A 21243-nucleotide genomic window follows, 5' to 3' on the forward strand; every position below is an offset into this window, starting at 1 on the left:
CCTTGAAATGGAAAAATCGTTGATGTTCCGCAATTTTCATGTTGACGCAATGATGAAAAATAATAGACTTAATTACAGATCAACACACATTAACAAGCCCACGCATTCATGTCGCGGAAGATGAATTAAACGTCCGCACTATGCGGTGACGTGCGGTTTCGCGCTGCCTGAAGAACGATTGATCACCGATACCAGTCACCCGGGGTCGCCTTCGGGGGATGGTGACTTGCTGCCAAAAAAGGGGAACACTATTATGGCCGGCACTATCAGCATGAAGAGAATTCTCGCAAGCACCTGTCTGCTTTCCGCGCTGAGCGCTGGTCATGCGCTGGCGGCCGAATGTAGCATCAGCATCGGCCGTGTCGTGCCGATAACTGGCCCACTCGCCGATGTCACAAAAGACACGCCATGGGTCGATGAAAACAAAATAAAGCCGATTAATGATGCCGGCGGCCTGAAGGTCGGCGATGAACTGTGCAAGATCAACTACAAGATCTACGACAGTAAGAGTACCGTCGCCGGCTCCGCGGATGCCGCCACGCAGGCCATCCTTCAGGACAAGGTGGATTTCCTGATTGCCCAGGGCACGCCCGATACGACGAACGCGCCATCCGATCTCTGCGAACGCAACAAAATCCCCTGTGTCGTCACCGGCGTGCCGATTGAAGCCTGGCTTCTCGGCCCGGACGGAAAGCCCAAGGAATACAAATACACGTTTGCGTTCTACTTCTCTGTTGGCGATCTGGTGAAAAACCATCTCGGGATGATCAAGGCCCTACCTGGCGGATTCAATGGCAAGATCGGCTATCTTTATCCGAACGACGCCGACGGCACGGTCTTCGCCAAGATATTCGACCCGGTCTTCAAACAGGAAGGGTGGACGCCCGTCGACCCCGGCCGCTTCCAGCAGGGACTGCCTGACTTCTCGTCGCTGATCAACCAGTTCAAACGCAATCATGTCGAGGTCGTCACCGGCGTGCTTGCCCCGCCCGACATGCAGAATTATCTGCAACAGGCTGCGCAGGCCGGCTTCAAGCCGAAAATGTACATCATCGACAAGGGAACGGGTTATCCCGAGCCGATGGCAGCACTTGGTGAAGCCGGCTATGGCCTGCTGTCGGTGAATTTCTGGTCTCCTGCCTATCCGGGCAACTCGACATATGGCGGCTATGATGGCCAGACGCTTGTTGACCGTTATGAGGAGGCCACCGGCAAGCCTTACGTCCCTCCGCTGGGCTATGATGATGCGTCCTACGACGTGCTGCTGAGTGCGATCCAGCGCGCCGGGACGAAGGACCGGGACGCCGTGCTGGCGGCACTCAAGACAACGAAGCTTGATACGGTCGATGGTCCGATTGCATTCAACAGCCAAAACTATTCGGTCCAGCCGCTTGCCGGCGCGCAATGGCGCTTCGACGAAGCAACGGGCAAGATCGTCAAGGAGACCGTCTTCAACGAGGTCTATCCTTCGGTCAAGAAAACCGGCGAGATGAAGCTCTACGAATAGGACGTCTTCGATCTGCGAAATTCCAGAGCGGAGACGCATCTATGACGAGAATTCTCGAAGTCACCAACCTGACGAAGTCCTTCGGCGCGCTCACCGTGGCGAAGGACGTCAGCTTCGATGTCGCGGAAGGTGAAGTGCTCGGCGTGATCGGTCCGAACGGAGCCGGAAAGACAACTCTTTTCGGCATGCTGTCCGGTCATATCACACCTTCGTCGGGGACGGTTCGGTTTGGCGGCAAGGACATTACCACCACACCGCCGCATCGCCGGGCTCAGTTGGGCATCGGAAGAACCTACCAGGTGCCGAAGCCTTTCGGGCAGATGACCGTGGAGCAGAACCTCCGGGTTGCCGCGACATTTGCCGGTCAGATGGACCAGCGTACCGCCGATCAATGGATCGGCGAGACGCTGGCCCTCACAGGGCTTTCCGCGCACGCCGGAGCGCTCGCTGGCGGCCTGCCGCTTCTGGTGCGCAAGCGCCACGAACTGGCCCGGGCGCTCGCCATGCGCCCGCGCCTGCTGCTGATCGACGAAGTGGCTGCGGGTCTGACCGAGGAGGAGGTCAGCGCCTTCATCACCATGGTCAAAAGCGTGCGTTCACTGGGCATCGCCGTCGTGTGGATCGAACACGTGATCCGGACCATGCTGACGGCGACCGACCGGCTGATGGTTCTGGCGGACGGCCAGATCGTCGCCGTCGGCAGTCCCGAGCAGGTCATGGCGCTGCCCGAAACCCGCCGCATCTATCTGGGAGCCTGACGATGGGCAAGCCACTATCCATTCTCTCACTTCAGGGAATCTGCGCCTACTACGGCGAGCTACAGGCTCTCTTCGACATCGATCTCGATCTGACTCAGGGCGATATCCTGGCACTTATCGGAGCAAACGGCGCTGGAAAGTCGACGCTGCTGCGCACGCTCACCGGATTGACCACGGTCGGGGGCAAGACACGGCTGACTGGACGAATGGCCTTCGAAGGCCAGCCAATCGAAAGTCTGCCACCCGAGCGGATTGTTGAAATGGGCATCGCTCTCGTGCCGGAAGGCCGAAGGCTATTTTCCCGCATGAGCGTCGAGGACAACCTTCTGTGTGGCGCCTACCTGCCGATCTGGCGGCAAGGTGCGCGCCGCAAACTGGACGAAATCTACGCATTGTTCCCCCGGCTTGCCGAAAGGCGCCGACAGATCGTGACGCAGATGTCCGGCGGCGAGCAGCAGATGGTTGCCATCGGCCGCGCGCTGATGACCTCTCCACGTCTGCTGCTGCTCGACGAAGTCTCGCTCGGTCTGTCGCCTGCCGCTGTCGAAGAGCTTTACGGCAATCTTCAACGGTTGCGCAACGAGCTCACCATCATCGTGGTCGAGCAGGATTTGCAACGGGCCATGGGCTTCGCCGGCCGTGCGGCCGTCATGTTGGAAGGCCGTGTCGTCCTTGCCAACGACATCTCAAAGCTAAGCCGTGAAGAGATCACAACCGCCTATTTCGGCGGTTCTGGCCATGCCAGCCCACAAACCAAGATGCCTGTCCAGGGAGTCCATTGACCATGACGACGGAGGATTTCTACTGGGCCTTGATCGATCTCGCCAACGGGCTGATGACCGGCGCCACGCTCGGCGGCTATTATGCGCTGATCAGCGTCGGCCTCGCGCTGACATTCGGCGTTATGAAGCTGGTGAACTTGTCGCATGGCGACTGGCTGATCGTGGCGGCCTATCTGGCGGTCGTCATTCTCGGCCTTTATCCGGTCTCACCCTTCTGGGTATTGCTCCCGCTCGTGCCAATGATGTTTGTCATCGGCTACGTCTTGCAGCGCGGTCTTCTCAACCGGGTATCAACATTCGCGGTGGAGCGGCGCGGCCTCTCGCCGATTATGGCGATGATGCTGCCGCTTCTGATCACCTTCGGCATTTCGACGGTCCTGTCGCAGGCGCTGCAGCTTGTATTCAGCACCAATGCCCAGACGATCCGCAACGACTATTCCTTCTCCGCGATCGCGCTGAGCCAAGACCTCAGCATTTCGACGCTGCGCCTGGGTTTTCTTGTTCTTGCCGCCGTGCTGATCGGGGCACTCGCCCTGTTCATCCAGCGCACACACATTGGCCGTGCGATCCGCGCGACGTCCGACGACGCCGAAATCGCAGCACTGATGGGGATGCGCACGGCGCATGTCTATGGCGTCGCCTCCGGCTTGTCCCTGATGTTTGCGGCCTTCGCCGGGTTCATGATCGGAATGTCGCGTTCGTTCCAGCCGTTTGATGGCCCTCCCTATCTGCTTACGGCCTTCGGCGTCGTCGTCATCGGGGGTCTCGGCTCGCTCGGCGGCTGCTTTCTCGGCGGTATCGTGTTGGGCATCACACAGGTCCTGGCCGGCACCTATTTTGGACCAGCCGCCCAACAGCTTGCCGGCTATCTCCTCATTCTTCTCGTACTCGCAGCGCGCCCGCAGGGGCTCTTCAAGCGATAGGAACGGTATCCATGGATCTCTCTAACCTATCCGCGATTGGCGCACCCCCTGTCACCACCAACGCCTCGAAATCCGCCCCCTGGAGAATCGGAGCACTCGTGCTGCTCGCCGCCTTGGTGATCGTTCCTTTGGTGGTGGGAACCGACAGCTATATCGTGCATCTGCTGATGACGGCCTTCATATTCGCCACTCTCGGTCACGCCTGGAACCTAATGGCCGGATATGGTGGCATGCTGTCTGTCGGGCAGCAGGTGTTTATCGGGATAGCCGGCTTCTCCGAAGCCATCCTGATTTATTATGCCGCCGCACCGCTCGTTGCTGTCTGGATTTTTGCTGGTCTCGTGCCCCTCGCCTTCGCGGCTCTTCTTGTCGCACCCATGGGTATCAGATGGCCGCTACGGCGATCGTGGGCGCTTGTCGTTTTCTTCTGTCTTGTCGCAGGATACGAGATCGCCGTGACAGTGAAGCCAGAACTCGACATTTTCGGCGATAATTTCACCCGTCGTGCATTTCTGCTGCTGTTCCTGTTCCTCGGAGGCCTGCCGCTGCTGAGGCTGCGCGGCGCCCATTTCGCGATCGCCACATGGCTGATCGCCGAGTCCGTCGCAACGATCTTCAGCGGCTGGCCGCTTGCGGGCGCTGGCGGTGGCATGCAAGTCAATGCGGATGTCGACCTGTTGACCCTCTATTATCTGGCGCTTGGCCTTGTAGCCGTCGTCACACTCGGCATTTTCCTCTGGATGCGATCCACGTTCGGACTGGCTCTGATGGCGGTGCGCGATGACGAGGACGCGGCTGCGAGCAGCGGTATCGACGTCATGCGGATCAAGATGTCGATCTTCCTGATCAGCGCTTTCGTTACTGGGCTGGCGGCCGGGCTCTATTTCATGGATGCAATGATCATAACGCCGGCATCCGGCTTCTCGATCTCGTGGTCGTCCTATGTGGTGTTCGTGGTCGTTGCCGGAGGTATGGGGACGGTCTCAGGGCCACTTATCGGCGCAATCGTCTTTGTCGTCGTCGACCGCATCCTTGGCCAGATGTCGGGCCAGGGCCAGCTCGTGCTCGGGCTCATGTCGATTGCCCTGATGCTGCTCCTGCCGCAGGGGCTCGCAGGGCTTTTCGGTCGATCCATGCGCCGACGCACCCATCTCATCCCGTTCCTACGCTCACCATCCATTTCAGGAGAAGGTCAATGACAAAACTGTTTGCCGGCTATGAAAGTCAGGCCGCGCTTGACGCCGCCTATGATGTTGAATCATCGGTGCCCGACTTCAGCGTCTATGCCCGGCAGTTCATGGCAGACAGCGCCGCCGCCGAAGCCGCCATCGCGGACAAGCAATTGGGCATTTCCTATGGCGCCACGCTGATGGAGAACCTTGATCTCTACAGGCCGTCACCCGCTCCCACGAAGGCACCCATCTTCATCTTTGTCCATGGTGGCGCCTGGAAATCGCTGACGTCGCGTGTGTTCTCAATGGTTGCACCTGGGCCGGTCGCAGCCGGCGCCTGCGTCGTCAACGTTACCTACGACCTCTGCCCGACCGTCGAAATGAGCGAGATCGTTCGCCAGGTGCGTGCCGCCGTCGCCTGGACCTACAGGAATGCCGAGTCTTTCGGAGGTGATCCGGATCGGATCGTCTTGGGCGGACACTCGGCAGGTGGTCATCTGACCGCGACCACGCTCCTGACGGACTGGTCACGCTATGGGCTGCCCGACGACATCGTGAAAGCCGGCTTTGCGATCAGCGGGCTGTTCGATTTGACCCCCCTTGCCGAAAGCTTCCTGCAGCCGGACCTCAGGCTGACCCCGATGGCGGTCCAGGAATACAGCCCGGTCTTCAATGTCCGGAGCGACCTCGCGCCTCTCGCATTGACGTGGGGCGATGCCGACCCGGAAGCCTTTGCCGGACATTCGCAGCGGCTTGAGGCGGCCTGGAAGGCCGCCGGAAACCGCGCCAGCAGCTTCATTCTACCCCAGGCCAATCACTTCGAGGTGCTGGAGGGGTTCAAGACGCCAGACGGACGAATGACGCAGGTGGTCATGGATCTGTTCGAGGGCAAGCTCCCCGATTGAGCGATCATCAGCATAGCTGGAATTCCATCAGGGACGACAAGCCGTTCAGCCGGTCGGCAATATGCCGGCCGGCCGGACCTCCTGACAGAGAGGATGCTGAACGTCATTTCTGTCCCACCTCAACCATTCGCCTTTGGGAGAACGACAATGACACAATTGTTTGCAGGCTATGAGAGTCAGGCAGCGCTTGACGCCGCCTATGACGTCGAGTCGTCGGTGCCCGACTTCACTGTCTATGCCCGGCAGTTCATGGCAGACAGCGCCGCCGCCGAAGCCGCCATCGCCGACAAGCAATTGGGCGTTTCCTACGGCCCGACGCTGATGGAGACCCTTGATCTCTACCGACCGTCACCCGCTCCCACGAAGGCGCCGATCTTCATATTTGTCCATGGCGGCTATTGGAAATCGTTGACGTCGCGCGTGTTCTCGATGGTTGCGCCTGGGCCGGTCGCAGCCGGCGCCTGCGTCGTCAACGTCACCTATGACCTCTGCCCGACCGTCGAGATCGGCGAGATCATTCGCCAGGTGCGCGCTGCCGTTGCCTGGACCTACAGAAACGCCGAATCCTTCGGAGGCGACCCGGATCGGATCGTCATCGGCGGCCATTCCGCCGGCGGTCATCTGACGGCGACCACGCTCTTGACGGACTGGTCACGCTACGGTCTGCCTGACGATACCGTTAAAGCGGGATTTTCGATCAGCGGGCTCTTCGATTTGACCCCCCTTGCCGAAAGCTTCCTGCAGCCGGACCTGAGGCTCACGTCACTATCGGTTCAGGACCATAGCCCGATGTTCAACGTTCGGAAATGCTTTGCGCCTCTCGCATTGACCTGGGGCGATGCCGACCCGGAAGCCTTCGCCGGGCAATCGCTACGCTTTGAAGCGGCGTGGAAGGCGGTTGGAAATGGCGCGAGCAGTTTCGTTTTGCCCAACGCCAATCACTTCGAGGTGCTTGAGGGGTTCAAGACCAGCGACGGGCGCATGACGCGCGTTGTAATGGATCTCTTCGAGGGGAAGCTGCCGGGATAGGGAAAACTGGACTGCTCCTCCAGCCCATGCCGACTGCGTTCGGCACGACCGGCGGCTGGCAGGGTTCCAGACCTTCGAGCGCGAGTTACATGATCAGGCAGAGGCGCCACACAATTTCGCTGTGGTCCGTCTGTCTGAAACGCCTTGCGAAGAAGCAGCGTCGGGTTGATGGCTCTCACCGGCGGCCCGGCAAGCCGCTTTCCGCAAGAAAGCGGGCAATTGCCTTGCCGATTATATGGTTGTCCAGCGGCTGGTTGAGAGACCGCTTGCCCTTCCGGACCACGTCGTCGGTGGCGATACCCTGCCGCATCTCACAGAGAGCGTACGAATAATCCCGCTCAAACTCCGGATGTGCCTGAAGTGTGAAGGTCGAACCGTTGTCGTAGAGAAGACCCGCACACGGCGTGAAAGCCGAGGACAGGACTGTGATCGCGTCGGATGGCGGAACCAACACCTGATCCTGATGGGAGCAAGCGATTGCGACCTCGGACGCATCGATCAGACCATTGTCAGGACGGACCTGATAGACATGACGCCCGAGTCCCCAGCCCTTGTCCGTTCTCTGGACAACCCCGCCAAGCGCCTGAGCGATGATCTGATGACCAAAACACACGCCGACCATAGGCAGGTTTCGGGCGTGTGCGGCACGGATCAGGTCTTCAAGAGCTTTTTTCCAGGGAATTTCGTCATAGGTTCCGAACATTGAACCCGTGATCAGCAATGCCTCGACGTCATCGATATCAGGAAGATCTTGCCCCTCAACGACGCTGATGACGGCGAATTCGATGTCCGCCCGATGGGATGCAATCATCGTCTTGAACATGTCGGGCAACGATCCGAAACGGCCGCGGAGGTTGGGCGGTACCATGCCGACTTCCAGGATCGTGAGTTTCGCCATTTTGTTTTCCTCTATTGGTGTGCCGGCATGAATATCACCGCCCGTCGAAGCAAGGTTACCGCCTCCGCATGCGAGTGCTCTTCCACATGAAAAAGCAACCCTCACGGGTTGCTTCCATGGCGAATGCATCACCCCCGCATCATCTGTAGAACCGACTTGGAGACCTCACTGGCGGGATCGTTTAGCGCCTCCACAACCTCGAAATGGTTTACTGGAAGTTCGAACCTTGCCCTGAGGCTGCCCATCCCTTCCAGTGCGTTTGCGAATTCATTGGATTGACGCTTGAACTCGGGGCTTTCGTTGGCGCCGTGAATCACGATAATATTGGATGCGACTTTATCGAGATGCCTCATCGGACTAAGCGCGGCCAACTCCGGGTCGGAAATCGTGAGGTATTTCCGTCGCGATGACAGCATGACGGGATACAGATCGTACATCCCGCTCATCGCAACACCACCCTTGATGACGTCCGCGGGCACGTCCCATGAAGACCAGTCCGTGGTCAGCAAGACGCCAGCCAGATGCCCGCCGGAGGAATGGCCCGACACGAAGATCTTGTTCGGGTCGCCCCCGAATTTTGCAATGTTCTTCGCGACCCAGGCCACAGCACGGCGACATTGATCGGCCATCTCCGGCAGGCGCACGGCCGGGATATTGTCGAAATTCAGCGCAATGTAGATACAGCCGTTTTCAACGAATGTCGGAGCGGGATGCGATGCGTCAGATCGGCTCAGCAGCCGCCAGGTCCCGCCGTGTACGAAGATCATGACCGGCAACTTTTCTGCACCGGCAGGCGCGAAGATATCGAGCATCTCTGCCTCGCGCGGGCCATATTGCTCCGTTTTTGGCACGTATCTCTCACGCACCTTGGCACTGTCCGAACTGTAACGGCCGATGACTTCCTTCGCATTCGGTGCCCAGAAGCTCTGGTCATAGGCCTTGTCAAGAGCTTCCTGAGTGTAGTCCAGGAATACCGTGTCGTTGCTGCGAGCGGCGGCGGCTGAACAGAGGAGCCCAAGTATAGATGCATTAAATGTACGGCGCTTCAATTTTATTCCCCTTTTTTTTGTTTAAGCAGGTTCATTTCTCCTTGGTCACAACCATGAAACGATTGTTGGCACCAAGCCACCAGCCCCTGCTTGCCGGCTAGGTTCTGTCCTAAAGCGAAACGGCGGTCGTCTTGACGCACGGGTGCGTTCGACGACCGAACGCCGCTGGATTTTTCACCCATTGATCGGAAAATTTATTCAGAATCAGATATTTACAAAAATAATCGACATCCGATGCATTCCGCAGGGTGCGCTGACCTAGAGGTCCAGCACAAGTTTGCGGGTTCTCGAACGCCCGACGCAGATCATCATCGTCCGGTTTGCCTCTCGCTCCTCGTCGGTGAGCACCGTATCGCGATGATCAGGAAGCCCGGCAAGCACACCCGTCTCGCAGGTGCCGCAATAGCCATCCGAGCAGGAGAAGGACAGTCCTTGGCGAACGGTGCGGGCGCACTCCAGGATGGTCTGCCCCTTCCCTACGGTGACCGTCGCCCCGGTCTTTCGGAGCTCGACTTCAAAGGCACCATCGACATCACACGCCTGTTGTGTCGCATCGTCGTCGCTCGGCGCAATATCCGCCGAAATCGAGATCTCCGCGCGGCCGAAGCGCTCCATATGCAGATGGATCGACGGGCGGCGCGCCACCTGCGCTGCCAGTGCGTCCATGAGTCCATTCGGACCGCAGGTATAGACAGCGGTTCCGTCAGGAAGGCCATCGATGAGGGCGGCAAGATCGAGGCTCGTGCCTTCGTCATCGATATGAATTCGGGCCAGATCAGGATCGGTGGGCGCGAGGCTGGCGACGGTCTCCATATAAGCCATCCGGCCGCGAGAGCGGCCAAGATAGTAGAGCTTCCACGGCTTGCCCTCCTGCTTCAACCGGGCGATCATCGGGAGAATGGGGGTAATGCCGATCCCTCCGGCGACGAAGACGTGTTGCACGGCAGGTTCCAGAGCGAAGGAGTTCTTCGGCTCGGTGGTAAGGATCGTATCGCCAGGCAGCAGTCTATCGTGAACATACTCGGAGCCGCCACGGCTCTGTGGTTCACGCAGGATCGCCAGTTCGTAGCTGCGGCCAGGATCGCCTGAGACGATCGAATAGGCGCGCGCCAATCCACCAGGAAGCGCAAGCTCGATATGCGCTCCCGGTTCCCAATCAGGAAGATCCGTCCCGGCAAGGCTCAGCTTCACGACGCCATCGGCCGCAGCCTCCTTGCTTTGCACGGTCAACCGCAGCCGGAATTTCGGCGCAACCGCGGTTTCTGGGGGCATTCTGGAAGCTGCAGCAGAGGCACTCATCATCTTATCTCACAGCAGGAACGTCATGTTGTGGTGGCTACGTGGGGCATCGAGCAGACATACGACCTTGCGGTCGATCTTGGTGATCCCGTCTTCTTCGACGAAGACATGTCCCATCCAACCGCTGAAAGTCTGGATCTCGTGACCCGCGCGCATCTCCTGAATCAGGAATTGCGAGCGGACCTTCACCTCCGATTTGTTCTCCGACGGCATCCGCACGAAGGCCGTGCTGATATGCGACGTGTAGGAGGGCGGAAGCTGCGAATAGGCAACGCCGGTACGCAGCCAGACGATGCGGTCACCCAAGCGCCGGCGATCATCAAAGGCGATCGTCACCTGACGCTGCGGATCGGACCTTACCGGATCGGGCAGATCACCGACAGCCGGAACCCAATAGACGCACTTGCGGCTGTAGAGTTGATACCATCGCTCGAAGGCACGGCGGTCGAGCAGCCAGTTTTCCTCGATGATCAGCGCCTCGTAGACATGCCGTTCCGCTTCGCTGAGCAGCGTACCCTTCCCTTCCCATTCGACCATGTCATTACGCAGCTTGGCGTAATAGGCATCGTCGATATAGGTCGAATCCAGCGTATCGCGCAGAATGTCCTCAAGCGTGAATCCGCCCTGCATCGGGTCTGTCGTGATGTTCATTTCGCCACCCATGCGTTGCCGTATTCCATTCTTTTCAGCCATTCCTGCCAGAAGACGCGCAACGGCAGCTCGTCGGAAACCGGACCGGTCAACATGCCCTTGGCGCCGATATACTCCCTGCCGGTATCGAGATGACGGCCGGTCTGGACCCAGGCGACTTCCTCAATTTCAAGGCCGGCCTGGCATTCTTCAAAGTTCGCCAGATCATCCGGCTCACCAAAGGACGGGAAATCCTCCTGCAGGCGCATGCGCAAAGAATTGACCTCATCCGGCAGGTCGTCGGCCACGAGCGCCGTTGCATACCAGTTGATATGGGTCTGGTTGACGCTCTGCGGCTCCAGCACCTGTATCTGGTTGCCAATAATCAAAAGGTTCGGGAAGATATTGAGGTTCATGCCCGAGCCCATGACGACGTCGAGCGCGGCTTCTCCCTTTTCACCCAGTCGCTCGCGAATGACGCGGGCATAGGTATCTTCACCGGGCATCGGCGCCGATTGATCCCAGTAGCGCGTGATTTCGGCACGCTGGTCGATGAATGTGCCGCCGTTTCCGGAATCGGAAACCGTCTGAAGACCATCGTCAACATTGCCGAGGGCCCATTGCATGTCGACGCCACCGCCGTAGCGATCCTTGCGCATGCGCAGCAGCGATGCGTGCGAGAAACCGGGATGATAACCGTCCGCCGCATTGTCGTAGATCAGTTTCCAGTTGCCGGCACACATGAGTTTGTGCTGTCCGCGGCGCAGTTGAAGCTCCGCACCCGGCCAGCGGTCGAGCCATTCGTCGAGCAGCGCTGCCGCCGGGCCGAGATGGATCTTCAGGTCGGGTAAGTCGTTATTGAACGTGCCGAAAATGAATCCGCGATAGCTTTCGACGCGCAGCTTACCCAGGCCGAGTTCGCTCTTGTCGAAGGAAGGCCCGTAGCCGTCCTCCATCGGCACCGCTGCAAGCTCGCCCGTATTGGTGAAGGACCAGTTATGATAGGGACAGGTGAAACGGCGGGCATTGCCCTCGTCCTGTCGACAGATCGTGGCTCCGCGGTGGGTGCAGCGGTTGAGCAGTCCGTGGAACTTGCCCTCGCGGTCCCGGGTCACGATGATGGGGCGCAGGCCGAGGCGCTTGCGCACGAAGTCGTTCGGGTTCGGCAGTTCGCTGGCATGCGCCAGGAAGGTCCAGGTACCGCCGAAGATGCGGCTCATCTCAAGATTAAAGATGCTGTGATCTGTGTAAAGGGTACGGTGAACCCGCCGGTCTTCGATCAAATGACCGAAGCCCCCTGTTGTAGTGTGAACGTTCACGTCAGTTTTCCTTTGTTGCTGCCGTATCAGTAGCGTGTGAAATACTCACGGTGCTCCCATTGGGTGACGGCGTCGGGGTCCTTCTCCCAGTCGGGTTCAGCGGCGAGGAAGCGGTTGATTTCGCTCTTCTTCATGCCGACGAGCCAATTGATGAACTGATCGCCCATCGCCGCCCTGAAGAACTGGCTGTTGTCGAGGGCGGCCGTCGCTTCCATCAGATTGGTCGGTAGCTTTGGCCGGTGCATGGCCTCATAGGGGCTGGCCTCGACTGGACCGGGATCGAGCTGCCGTTCCAAGCCATCGCAGCCGCTGAGGATTTGCGAGGCGATGTAGAGATAGGGGTTCGCACCCGGCTCGCCGATGCGGTTTTCAATATGCGAAGAACGGTGACCGGGACGGCCCTGGACGCGCACCATGGCGGCACGGTTGTCGTAGCCCCAGGTCGAACGATCCGGCGCCAGCGAATTCGGCTTGCGGCGACGGTAACCGTTGACCGTCGGCGTCGTGAATACAGACGCCTCTACGGCATGTTCGAGAAGGCCAGCGACGTAGGCCTTGCCGGTTGGGGAAAGCAGCTCGCTTGTGCCTGGAGTGGCGACGAAGGCGTTGCGAATGCCCGGCGAGGACAAGCTCTGATGCAGATGCCAACCAGACCCGACGAAGCTTGGGAAGATCGGCCGCGTCATGAAGGTGGCATGCAGGCCCATGCGGGCCATCGTCTGCTTCACCATCGAGCGGAACAGTATCATGGAATCGGCGGCCTTCAGAGGGTCCTGGACGTCAAAAGTGAATTCCAGCTGCCCCGGCCCCATCTCGTCTTCCATGGTGCGAAGCGGCAGGCCGAGCCCCAGACAGTTTTCGGCAAGGGAATCGGTGATGTCGCTGATCCGATCCTGTTGGTCTTCTGACATATAGGCAAACCCGCGCCACAGTGCCTCGACCGTCGGAGGCGTCGGCGGCACGCCGAGCCCGCCCATATGCTCTTCGCCGAGATTGTGGTCTAGGACGCGGGTAACATAGAATTCGACTTCCAGACCGGTGACGAGTTCGAAGCCGAGCGCCTTCAGCCGCGAGATCGACGACTTCAGCTGATTGCGCGCGTCAAAGGGCACAGGCTTGCCGTTGCGCAGATAGATGTCGCAAAGCACCCAGCCAACAGTCGGCGCCCAGGGCAGGACACGGAAGGTGAGCGGATCAGGCACGAGGATAGCATTCGAGAAGCCATGCATCTCATCAAGGCCGATGCCGCCGGTCTTGCCAAAGGGATTATAGGCGACGCCTTCGGCGGAATCGAAGCTGAAATAGGCACTGGTGAACTCCACGCCGTCACGCAGCGCCGACTTGAAGGCGTCGGGCAGCAGCGTCTTGGAGCGTAGCTTGGATTGCGCATCCGGCACCGAGACGCGGAAAGTCTTCAGCTTGCCGCTATCGACCAGCGCTGCAATGTCGCGCGCTGCTTCGTGCTGCTCGTCCGTCCAGAGTCCAAATTCTTCGATAAAGCCGGATAATACCGGTGCATTGTCCATAACTAAGTTCCCTCTTTTTTAAAGTTATGGAGGCATGTTCGATATTTTACATATTTCTGTCAATATGAAAAATTGCAAACGTCAAAGTTTATAACTTCCCAAGCCGGGCTGCCGAGATGCGCAGGGTTGGCCATCGACGAAACAGTTAAACCGTGATGTCAGATCATGCTGCTCTGGAGAGCCGCGTGCCGGGCTTGGACAAGCTTGATAGTGGCTGCCGTGTAACGTACCGAATCCTGCAACTTGGGTCTTCCAAACGCCTTTTTACGTGCAAAAAGGAGCGCCGCAGAGAAAAGTCCGTCGCGCGATATTCGCCGAGCTGGGCTTGTCGCAGGGCGGGCGGTCGCATACAACCAAGGCGGATAGGAGTGCGAGACAGGGTGGAATGACGGCAAAAGAAGGAGTCGGCGGAACTGTTTCACAGCGCATCAGGGTGCTTAGGGACCGCCTGCCGCCGGCTGAACTCGCCGTAGCCAATTCAATTTCAGACAACTATCCAATGGGCGGCCTGATGCCTGTCGTCCAGTTGGCAGCAAATGCAGGGACCAGCCCGCCGACAGTGGTGCGCTTCGTCAGGAAGCTCGGCTTTGAAGGCTATCCGGAGTTTCAGGAAGCCCTGCGCCAAGAAGCGCAGAACCGGCTGTTTTCGCCAGTCGGCAGCTATCCCGACAATCGCGACTTTTCGGGTGAACTTTCTGCTGTCGGGCAGGCGCAACATGTCTATCTAGAAAGCATCCGCAATACCTTCGCGTCGCTTAGTGACGCCGAAATCGCGAACGCCGTGCGGCTGCTTTGCGCTCCCGAACACGACATCGTCGTGATCGGCGGCCGATTCAGCCAAGTTCTGGCGCAGCAACTTTATCGGTACTTGTCGATCCTGCGGTCGGAAGTCCGGCTCTCGGTGCCGGATATCCATAGCCTCGTTGATCTCAGGCCCTCTACCGTCGCGGTCGTCTTCGACTTCCGCCGCTACCAGCAGACAACGATCAACTGGGGCATCGAGGCAATCAACAAGGGTACAAAGATAATTTTGGTGACGGATCAATACCTGTCCCCGCTCGCCTCGAAGGCCACGGCCTTGCTGACGGCTAGCAACAAGGGACCGGAGCCCTTCGATTCCATGACGGCCGCCTTCGCTCTAACAGAACTATTGATTTCCGAGACGGCCCGTATGCTCGGCGAGCCCGCTCGCAACCGGCTCTCCGAATTCGTCCAACGCCAAGACGACGAAGATCGTCTGATCCTCAAGTTCGAGCCTCCGGCGCGCGACTCCTAAAACGTTCTGAACAGACAGTTAAAGCGGACACGAGCGCCACCGCAGGCCTCAACGTTTCGGGCACGCCGCCACGAATGACAGCGGCCCGTTTGTTCAAGACAGCCTGGGCGAATGGAGCGCTTTCAGAGCGAACCGTTGTTCGACCGATATCGCGCGAGCCAGTGAGCATAAGGCGCCGGTAGCGTCCATGCGGGATTCTCCTTTCCAAGCGCCATTGCGAGCTGGTAGGGATAGTGCGGATTGGCCAGCATGGCGCGGGCCATCATGACCACGTCGAGCTGGTTATCCGCTATCGCCTTTTCGGCGTCGCTGGGGGCGTCGAGAAGCCACGCGGAGGCCACGGCAATACCTGTTTCCGACCGGATACGCGAAGCGAACGGAAGCAGGAACGCCGGACCCCACGGGACATTACCGACGGGAGCAGAGAAACCCATGCTCGTGCTGATAAGATCGAGGCCACCGGCCTTCAGCTGCTTTATCACTGCGATGGACTGCCCGAGCGCCTCTTCGTCCCGGCCATCGAATTCGACGATGCCGAAGCGAACGGTCAAGGGCAGGCTCTCCGGCCATACTTCGCGAATGGCAGCCAAGGTCTCGATCATAAAGCGGTTCCTGCCAGCCTGATCACCACCATAGGCATCGGTCCTCTGGTTGGAATAGGCCGAGAAGAAGCTGGAGGCCAGGAAACCATGCGCGAAGTGGAGTTCAAGCCATTCGAATCCGGCGTCCTTCGCCCGTCGTGCAGCGGATACAAAATCCGCTTTTACACGGGCAATATCTGAAACCGACATCTCTCTCGGTACTTTCGAAAGAGCGCCGCCGAAGGGTATCGCCGAAGGCGCTATAGTCTCCCAGCCGCGGGGATCGTCTGCCGGTATATGATCATCGCCTTCCCAGGGAAGGTTCACACTTGCCTTGCGGCCTGCATGTCCGATCTGGATACCCGCAACAGCACCCGCAGCTTTGATCGACGCCGCAATCTTGGCCATGCCTTCAGTCTGTTCGTCCTTCCAAAGGCCCGTGCAACCCGGCGTAATGCGCCCTTCGGGCGATACGGCAGTCGCCTCGACGATGACAAGACCGGCACCGCCGCGGGCAAGACTGGGATAGTGCGTGAAATGCCAATCGTTCACGAAACCGTCCTGCGCCTGATACTGGCACATGGGAGCGACAGCGATGCGGTTACGAAGGGTGACATCTTTCAATCTGTAGGATGAAAATAAAGCTGACATTTTGAACTTGCTCTTCTTGATAGGCCTGTGAACGGGTTTTGTGAGAGGAGAAATAGTGGCGCTGATTTGAGCGTGAAAGTGGATCAATCCCTAAATTACTGTTACTGAATTGGATAACAGTGATAATTGAGGTTGTGCTTATGGATTTCGTCCAAAAGCTTAGAGTGTTCGTGACCGTCGTTGAACATGGCAGTTTCACGAGAGCGGCAGATGCTCTCGCGATGAGCCGACCGAGCGTCACCAACAGCATCGCGGACCTCGAGCAGGAGGTAGGAGCGCGCCTCCTCCACCGTACGACCCGGCGCTCCGCCTTGACGACCGAAGGCGCACTTTTCTACGATCGCGCTACCGAAGTGCTTTCAACCGTCGGCGAGGCCCGCAATTTTTTTGGTGGAGGAAATGCACTGCCTCGTGGCCGGCTGCGTATCGATATGCCCAACTCGATTGCCAAACCTGTCATTATCCCACGTCTTCACGAGTTCTTTCAAAAGTATCCCGAAATAGAGCTTGCCTTGGGTGTCAGCGACCGACCGGTCGACTTGATCGCCGATGGCATTGATTGCGTCCTGCGCATCGGCGAAACCACGGACAGCAGCCTCATCAGCAGTGTGATCTGTCATCTTCCGGTGGTTACGGTAGCTTCTCCAGATTACATTGAAAAATACGGCACGCCGAAATCCATTCAAGGCCTCGATGGGCATCGCGGTGTGAACTACTTCGTCGGCCGGTCGCGTCGCGTACTTGACTGGCACTTCGTCGTAAATGGCGAGGACGTCGCAGTCCGGATGAAGCAGGCTATCCTCGTGAACGACGGCTACGCCTACACCACTTGTGCCCTCAACGGGATAGGTTTGGCACAGGCCCCTCGATTGATGTTTCACGAGGACTTGGTCGCCGGAAGGCTTGTGGAGGTTTTACCAGAGTTAAGTGGCAGGCCGCGTCCTGTCTACGTGATGTATCCCGCGCGACAATACCTCGCCCCGCAGGTGCGCGTCTTCGTCGACTGGGTAAAGTCGATCTTCGTAATTCCGGACACAAGATGGACAAGGGTGGGTTGAGGTGCCTGAAGCTCTTGAGGGGATTGTTTGATCCAACGGTTTGATGGTGCGATCCTTTCCTTGGAATGGAAGATCCCCTATGAGACAAGTTCGTCACGGAAGCGCCCACGGCCACGCACGCTGTCCGAGCAGCAATACAGCGATCGCAAGCTTCGCTCGCGCAAATAAGCTAGGAGTTGGGCATCAACCCCAAGACCATTGCGAAGTGGCGCAAGCGCGCAACGGTGGAGGATATGAAGACCGGTCCATCGGAACCGCGCTCGACGGTTCTCTCGGAGGCTGCGATCGTGGCTTTCAGACGCTATACGCTCCTGCAGCCATCCATCCCTCACCTGACGCGATCTGCGCTGCATCGGTGCCTGCAGCGACATGGCATATCGCGTCTGCCTGATGTGGAGGGTGACGAGCCTAAGCGGTCGAAGTTCAAGCGCAACCCCATAGGGTTCTTCCATATCGACATCGCCGAGGTTCAGACCGCTTAAGGCAAACTATATTTGTTCGCCAGTATCGACCGCACAAGCAAGTTCGCCGTGACCGAGTTCGTCGACAAGGCCGACAGGAAGAGCGCTTGGGAATTCCTTCAGCATATGCTCGAGGCCGTGCCCTACCAGGTCCATACCATTCTCACCGATAACGGCCTCCAGTTCGCAGAGCAGCCTCCCTCCAAGCGCAGATGTCCTCTCCGCTCCTCACCGTCGTTGTGAGCGATACAGGTCTTACCTTGCCAACTTGGCGAACCCCTTGGCGAGAATGGGGCCGGTCGGACGTTGGATTGGCGAACCACCTTCATCTTCGAGGGTTATCTCGTAGAGCTGTGCATCCTCGGGCGTGGGAAGTGACCACCCCTGCAACTTCGCCGAACGTGCCTGGTCAAGTACTCCGAGAGACATTGGCCCCATCTCCGCCGAAGGTAACGTCCAGACCTGCATTGTCTTATGGGCTGGCACAGCGAAATCTGTCAGTAGCCTGACATTCGCAGTGTCGTTTCCGTAATCCTCCACCACCGCCTGCACCTCACCCGCCTCGTTCATGAGCACCGCTATAACGAGTGGGTCGAGCGACCGTGTCATGCTCCACGTCAGGCCAATAGCCAGAACGACCGAGGCAGCCATTGCCGAAATGGCGGCCGCTCGCCAGCCGGAACCCTGATTGTTATTGGCTGCGGAGACAGGATTAGCCGCAACTGGAAGCGAAGGCTTCGGCCGGTCGGGCAGTCGAGAAGAAACGGCATCCCACAGGCTTGGCGATACATCCACTGGGGCGAGGCCCGTATCGAGCGGCAGGAATCGTTCGCGCGCCTCATCAACGGCCCGCCTCAAAGCCACATTGCGCTCGATCTCCGCCTCGACATATGCCCGTTCGGCTTCTTCGAGCAAGCCGAGCACATATTCGTCAGCGACTGCGGGGATATCGTTGGGCTCCAATTTCATGCCATACACTCCCGCAGTGAGGAAAGGCCCCGCCTTATCCAGGACTTGGCGGTGCCGAGCGGCAGCCGCAGCCTTCCGGCAATCTCGCCATGGGTGTATCCCCCGACATAGGCCATCAGGATGCCGCGTCGGCGTATCTCTTCAAGCCCGTTGAGGCACTCGTGCAAACGGCTGTTCCGGTCCAGCGTATGCCAAGCCGCCATGATCTCGTTCAGCTGATCGGAATCTTGCAACGCTTCCACCTGATCGTCGCCGACCAGGTCCTCGCGACGCCCGTCACGTAACAGATTGAGTGCGCGGTTTCGGACAATCGAATAAATCCAGCCCCGCGCCGAGCCGCGCCCCGGCGAATATTGATGCGAATGGGTCCAGATGCGGATAAAGCTTTCCTGCACGACTTCTTCCGCAAGCTCACGTCTTCGCAGTATCCGTTGTGCGACCGCCACCAGACGTCCGGCTTCCTGGTCGAATATCCGCTTCAGCCCGTCTCGGTCTCCGTTTGCACAATCGGCAAGCGCTGCTTCGAGGTCTGTCGACTGATCCGTCACCGAGGCCAAGCGCCTTCTCCTGATGTCTATCTTGGGCAGAGCGTTCGTCTCTGCTGTTGCCACGCCGGCATGTTCTCGTCCAGTCCAGACGCTCCGCCGGCGCGAAATTCACCTTATTGTGACAACACCTAAGATGGCGATCGGGATGCAGCATCGAAAATATTCTTCGTGGCTGCATCCGCAGGCGGTTTCTCATGTGTCTCCTGATGGAGAGCCTGCACACGGCGTACGCCGCAAGCTCTCACCCACATGAAACGCAACTGGAGAACAACATGACCCTCGCTCGCACCGCTTTTGCCGCCTCGACTGTCCTGGTCGTATCCATAACCGTCGCGCACGCCGCCCCGGTCCTCGGACTGACGGGAGAAAAGACATTGATCATGTTCGACACAGCGCAACCTGCTGTCACGAAGACAATGGAGGTCAACGGCGTCAACAAGCTCGTCGGCATCGATTTCCGCCCCGGCACAAAGACCGTAATTGGCGTGACACCGGAACATGCAATCGTATCCATCGATCTTGAGACCGGCGCGGCAACAGAAGTTGCAAAGATGGACAAGATGCTTCCCCTGACCGAAGCACCGGTGGTTGTTGATTTCAACCCCATGGCCGATCGTCTGCGCTTCATGACGGGCACCACAAATCACCGTGTTCATCCCGATACAGGCGCCGTAACCGTTGACGGTACGCTGGCTTTCGAAGACGGGGACATGCACAAGGGCGAAACCCCGAACATCGTCGCTGCCGCTTACACGAACTCCATTGGAAAGCCGGAGAAGACGGCGATGTACAATATCGACGCCACCATCGGCGCGCTTGTCCAGCAGACCAAGCCGAATGATGGCACCCTAAAAGCAATAGGAAAGCTCGACCTGAAAGAAAAGCCTGCGACCTACGCGTTCGATATCCAGGGTGAGGAAGGCGGAAAAAACACTGCCTACCTGGTAGCGAGCAAGATCCTCTATACCGTCGATCTGGAGACGGGTGCAGCAACTGAAGTCGGCGCTATCAATGGCCTCGATAACGAGGTACGCGACATCGCCGTTCTGCCTGCCATGTGATCAATCGGTGCAGTGCCTCTTTTCAAGAGCCGCTTGGTTGAACCTTAGGAATGAATCGATCGGCCGCCCATTGAGGCGGCCGATCTCATTTTACCCAAGAGTGAAGAGCCTACATCTTAGGAAGCAGAACCTTGTCGATCACGTGAATGACGCCGTTTGACTGCTTGACGTCAGCAATCGTGACATGGGCGACATTTCCATTTTCATCCGTCAGGGTTATTTTGCCCATGTCCTCCTTGGCCTTGAGAATGCAGCCGCCGACCGTTTTGACGTCGTGTGTGCCGTTGTCATCTTTGATCATCTTCTCGATGGTCGACGCCATCGCATCGGCAGCGACGACGTGGCAGGTAAGCACCTTCGTGAGTTTCTCCTTGTTCTCAGGCTTCAGCAGCGTATCGACAGTCCCCTTCGGCAAGGCTTCGAACGCCTCGTTGGTCGGTGCGAAGACGGTGAACGGGCCCTTGCCTTGAAGCGTTTCGACCAGGCCAGCGGCCTTGACGGCAGCGACAAGTGTCGTGTGGTCTTTCGAATTCATGGCATTCTCGACGATGTTCTTGTCTTCGAACATCGCGGCGCCGCCAACCTTCGGGTTCTTTGCGTACGCGCTGCCAGTTGCAATGACGAGAATGGTTACGCATGCAGCAAGACGAGTGACAAACTTGGGCATAATCTGCTCCTTTGTGCCGATGACCCAGACGCGGACCGCGTCTCCCAAGGTTCGGCTCCCGACTAAGGGACAGAACTGGTACGAGGCGGCCACAACAGAAGTTTCAAGAAATCGGCACTGCGCGTCGAAAAGTCGTCACTGCTTTCGATGCATCGACAGTCCCGTCAAGACCAG

Annotated in this window: 20 protein-coding genes and 1 pseudogene; 11 read left to right on the forward strand and 10 right to left on the reverse strand. The window is 58.6% G+C overall.

All coding sequences use genetic code 11. The features are described 5' to 3' along the window. The first annotated feature begins 178 nt into the window (after positions 1 to 178). The 7 genes from MNR02_RS19540 (at position 179) to MNR02_RS19570 (ending at position 7076) form a co-directional block, all read left to right on the forward strand. Positions 179 to 1507 carry an ABC transporter substrate-binding protein gene (locus MNR02_RS19540; protein ID WP_241948988.1) on the forward strand — a complete coding sequence of 443 codons (1329 nt, stop codon included), beginning with the start codon at positions 179 to 181 and terminating at the stop codon, positions 1505 to 1507. Between the two features lie 41 nt (positions 1508 to 1548). After that, positions 1549 to 2265, forward strand: coding sequence for an ABC transporter ATP-binding protein (locus MNR02_RS19545; protein ID WP_241948989.1), 717 nt, complete (start codon positions 1549 to 1551; stop codon positions 2263 to 2265). 2 nt (positions 2266 to 2267) lie between these two features. Beyond that, positions 2268 to 3047: an ABC transporter ATP-binding protein gene (locus MNR02_RS19550; protein ID WP_241948990.1), complete on the forward strand. Its 780-nt coding sequence runs from the start codon at positions 2268 to 2270 to the stop codon at positions 3045 to 3047. A 2-nt stretch (positions 3048 to 3049) separates the two neighbouring features. Next, a complete protein-coding gene (locus tag MNR02_RS19555) occupies positions 3050 to 3970 on the forward strand; it encodes a branched-chain amino acid ABC transporter permease (RefSeq protein ID WP_241948991.1) in 921 nt (306 codons plus the stop codon). Between the two features lie 11 nt (positions 3971 to 3981). After that, the gene (locus MNR02_RS19560; RefSeq protein WP_241948992.1) at positions 3982 to 5169 is read left to right on the forward strand and encodes a branched-chain amino acid ABC transporter permease; all 1188 of its coding nucleotides are present in this window, start codon (positions 3982 to 3984) and stop codon (positions 5167 to 5169) included. Further along, positions 5166 to 6047, forward strand: a complete 882-nt coding sequence (locus MNR02_RS19565; protein WP_241948993.1) for an alpha/beta hydrolase — start codon at positions 5166 to 5168, stop codon at positions 6045 to 6047. Before MNR02_RS19560 ends, MNR02_RS19565 begins: the two co-directional genes overlap by 4 nt. 147 nt (positions 6048 to 6194) lie before the next feature. Further along, the gene (locus MNR02_RS19570) at positions 6195 to 7076 is read left to right on the forward strand and encodes an alpha/beta hydrolase (RefSeq protein ID WP_241948994.1); all 882 of its coding nucleotides are present in this window, start codon (positions 6195 to 6197) and stop codon (positions 7074 to 7076) included. Between the two features lie 175 nt (positions 7077 to 7251). On the opposite strand, the gene MNR02_RS19575 is transcribed toward MNR02_RS19570, so the two are convergent. The 6 genes from MNR02_RS19575 to MNR02_RS19600 form a co-directional block, all read right to left on the reverse strand. Then, positions 7252 to 7974: a gamma-glutamyl-gamma-aminobutyrate hydrolase family protein gene (locus MNR02_RS19575; protein ID WP_241948995.1), complete on the reverse strand. Its 723-nt coding sequence runs from the start codon at positions 7972 to 7974 to the stop codon at positions 7252 to 7254. 128 nt (positions 7975 to 8102) lie between these two features. Beyond that, positions 8103 to 9023 (reverse strand): alpha/beta hydrolase, encoded by a 921-nt coding sequence (locus tag MNR02_RS19580; RefSeq protein WP_241948996.1) that lies wholly within the window; start codon positions 9021 to 9023, stop codon positions 8103 to 8105. Positions 9024 to 9281: 258 nt separating this feature from the next. Beyond that, positions 9282 to 10295, reverse strand: a complete 1014-nt coding sequence (locus MNR02_RS19585) for a PDR/VanB family oxidoreductase (protein WP_241948997.1) — start codon at positions 10293 to 10295, stop codon at positions 9282 to 9284. Positions 10296 to 10331: 36 nt separating this feature from the next. Beyond that, a complete protein-coding gene (locus MNR02_RS19590; RefSeq protein ID WP_241948998.1) occupies positions 10332 to 10973 on the reverse strand; it encodes an aromatic-ring-hydroxylating dioxygenase subunit beta in 642 nt (213 codons plus the stop codon). After that, positions 10970 to 12172, reverse strand: a complete 1203-nt coding sequence (locus MNR02_RS19595) for an aromatic ring-hydroxylating dioxygenase subunit alpha (RefSeq protein ID WP_241948999.1) — start codon at positions 12170 to 12172, stop codon at positions 10970 to 10972. Before MNR02_RS19595 ends, MNR02_RS19590 begins: the two co-directional genes overlap by 4 nt. A 125-nt stretch (positions 12173 to 12297) precedes the next feature. After that, a complete protein-coding gene (locus MNR02_RS19600; RefSeq protein WP_241949000.1) occupies positions 12298 to 13797 on the reverse strand; it encodes a glutamine synthetase family protein in 1500 nt (499 codons plus the stop codon). Between the two features lie 385 nt (positions 13798 to 14182). Here MNR02_RS19600 and MNR02_RS19605 point away from each other — a divergent pair, with 385 nt between their 5' ends. Further along, complete coding sequence (locus MNR02_RS19605; RefSeq protein ID WP_241949001.1) at positions 14183 to 15073, forward strand: MurR/RpiR family transcriptional regulator; 891 nt, start codon at positions 14183 to 14185, stop codon at positions 15071 to 15073. A gap of 122 nt (positions 15074 to 15195) precedes the next feature. Here the strand turns inward: MNR02_RS19605 and MNR02_RS19610 are convergent, their stop codons facing one another. Continuing rightward, positions 15196 to 16305 (reverse strand): NADH:flavin oxidoreductase/NADH oxidase, encoded by a 1110-nt coding sequence (locus MNR02_RS19610; protein WP_241949555.1) that lies wholly within the window; start codon positions 16303 to 16305, stop codon positions 15196 to 15198. 140 nt (positions 16306 to 16445) lie between these two features. Between MNR02_RS19610 and MNR02_RS19615 the strand changes: the two genes are divergently transcribed. After that, positions 16446 to 17363: a LysR family transcriptional regulator gene (locus tag MNR02_RS19615; RefSeq protein ID WP_241949002.1), complete on the forward strand. Its 918-nt coding sequence runs from the start codon at positions 16446 to 16448 to the stop codon at positions 17361 to 17363. 79 nt (positions 17364 to 17442) lie between these two features. Continuing rightward, positions 17443 to 18019, forward strand: a pseudogene (locus tag MNR02_RS19620) (DDE-type integrase/transposase/recombinase); the annotation flags it as partial. 60 nt (positions 18020 to 18079) lie between these two features. Here MNR02_RS19620 and MNR02_RS19625 read toward each other — a convergent pair. Then, a complete protein-coding gene (locus MNR02_RS19625) occupies positions 18080 to 18793 on the reverse strand; it encodes an anti-sigma factor domain-containing protein (RefSeq protein ID WP_241949003.1) in 714 nt (237 codons plus the stop codon). Further along, positions 18790 to 19341 carry a sigma-70 family RNA polymerase sigma factor gene (locus tag MNR02_RS19630; protein ID WP_241949556.1) on the reverse strand — a complete coding sequence of 184 codons (552 nt, stop codon included), beginning with the start codon at positions 19339 to 19341 and terminating at the stop codon, positions 18790 to 18792. The genes MNR02_RS19625 and MNR02_RS19630 overlap by 4 nt, the downstream gene beginning before the upstream one ends. Positions 19342 to 19613: 272 nt before the next feature. Between MNR02_RS19630 and MNR02_RS19635 the strand changes: the two genes are divergently transcribed. After that, positions 19614 to 20402, forward strand: a complete 789-nt coding sequence (locus MNR02_RS19635; protein WP_241949004.1) for a DUF4394 domain-containing protein — start codon at positions 19614 to 19616, stop codon at positions 20400 to 20402. A 109-nt stretch (positions 20403 to 20511) separates the two neighbouring features. On the opposite strand, the gene MNR02_RS19640 is transcribed toward MNR02_RS19635, so the two are convergent. Beyond that, positions 20512 to 21069: a fasciclin domain-containing protein gene (locus MNR02_RS19640; protein WP_241949557.1), complete on the reverse strand. Its 558-nt coding sequence runs from the start codon at positions 21067 to 21069 to the stop codon at positions 20512 to 20514. Positions 21070 to 21243 lie beyond the last annotated feature (174 nt).

Origin of the sequence: Shinella sp. H4-D48 (assembly GCF_022637395.1) — a bacterium.
Lineage (GTDB): Bacteria > Pseudomonadota > Alphaproteobacteria > Rhizobiales > Rhizobiaceae > Shinella > Shinella sedimenti.

Bases quoted from the DNA above. Each gene is read 5' to 3' on its own strand.
- MNR02_RS19545 (WP_241948989.1), top strand. From the start codon at position 1,549: ATGACGAGAATTCTCGAAGTCACCAACCTGACGAAGTCCTTCGGCGCG.
- MNR02_RS19550 (WP_241948990.1), top strand. From the start codon at position 2,268: ATGGGCAAGCCACTATCCATTCTCTCACTTCAGGGAATCTGCGCCTAC.
- MNR02_RS19555 (WP_241948991.1), top strand. From the start codon at position 3,050: ATGACGACGGAGGATTTCTACTGGGCCTTGATCGATCTCGCCAACGGG.
- MNR02_RS19560 (WP_241948992.1), top strand. From the start codon at position 3,982: ATGGATCTCTCTAACCTATCCGCGATTGGCGCACCCCCTGTCACCACC.
- MNR02_RS19565 (WP_241948993.1), top strand. From the start codon at position 5,166: ATGACAAAACTGTTTGCCGGCTATGAAAGTCAGGCCGCGCTTGACGCC.
- MNR02_RS19570 (WP_241948994.1), top strand. From the start codon at position 6,195: ATGACACAATTGTTTGCAGGCTATGAGAGTCAGGCAGCGCTTGACGCC.
- MNR02_RS19575 (WP_241948995.1), bottom strand. From the start codon at position 7,974: ATGGCGAAACTCACGATCCTGGAAGTCGGCATGGTACCGCCCAACCTC.
- MNR02_RS19585 (WP_241948997.1), bottom strand. From the start codon at position 10,295: ATGCCCCCAGAAACCGCGGTTGCGCCGAAATTCCGGCTGCGGTTGACC.
- MNR02_RS19590 (WP_241948998.1), bottom strand. From the start codon at position 10,973: ATGAACATCACGACAGACCCGATGCAGGGCGGATTCACGCTTGAGGAC.
- MNR02_RS19595 (WP_241948999.1), bottom strand. From the start codon at position 12,172: ATGAGCCGCATCTTCGGCGGTACCTGGACCTTCCTGGCGCATGCCAGC.
- MNR02_RS19600 (WP_241949000.1), bottom strand. From the start codon at position 13,797: ATGGACAATGCACCGGTATTATCCGGCTTTATCGAAGAATTTGGACTC.
- MNR02_RS19605 (WP_241949001.1), top strand. From the start codon at position 14,183: ATGACGGCAAAAGAAGGAGTCGGCGGAACTGTTTCACAGCGCATCAGG.
- MNR02_RS19610 (WP_241949555.1), bottom strand. From the start codon at position 16,305: ATGTCAGCTTTATTTTCATCCTACAGATTGAAAGATGTCACCCTTCGT.
- MNR02_RS19615 (WP_241949002.1), top strand. From the start codon at position 16,446: ATGGATTTCGTCCAAAAGCTTAGAGTGTTCGTGACCGTCGTTGAACAT.
- MNR02_RS19625 (WP_241949003.1), bottom strand. From the start codon at position 18,793: ATGAAATTGGAGCCCAACGATATCCCCGCAGTCGCTGACGAATATGTG.
- MNR02_RS19635 (WP_241949004.1), top strand. From the start codon at position 19,614: ATGACCCTCGCTCGCACCGCTTTTGCCGCCTCGACTGTCCTGGTCGTA.
- MNR02_RS19640 (WP_241949557.1), bottom strand. From the start codon at position 21,069: ATGCCCAAGTTTGTCACTCGTCTTGCTGCATGCGTAACCATTCTCGTC.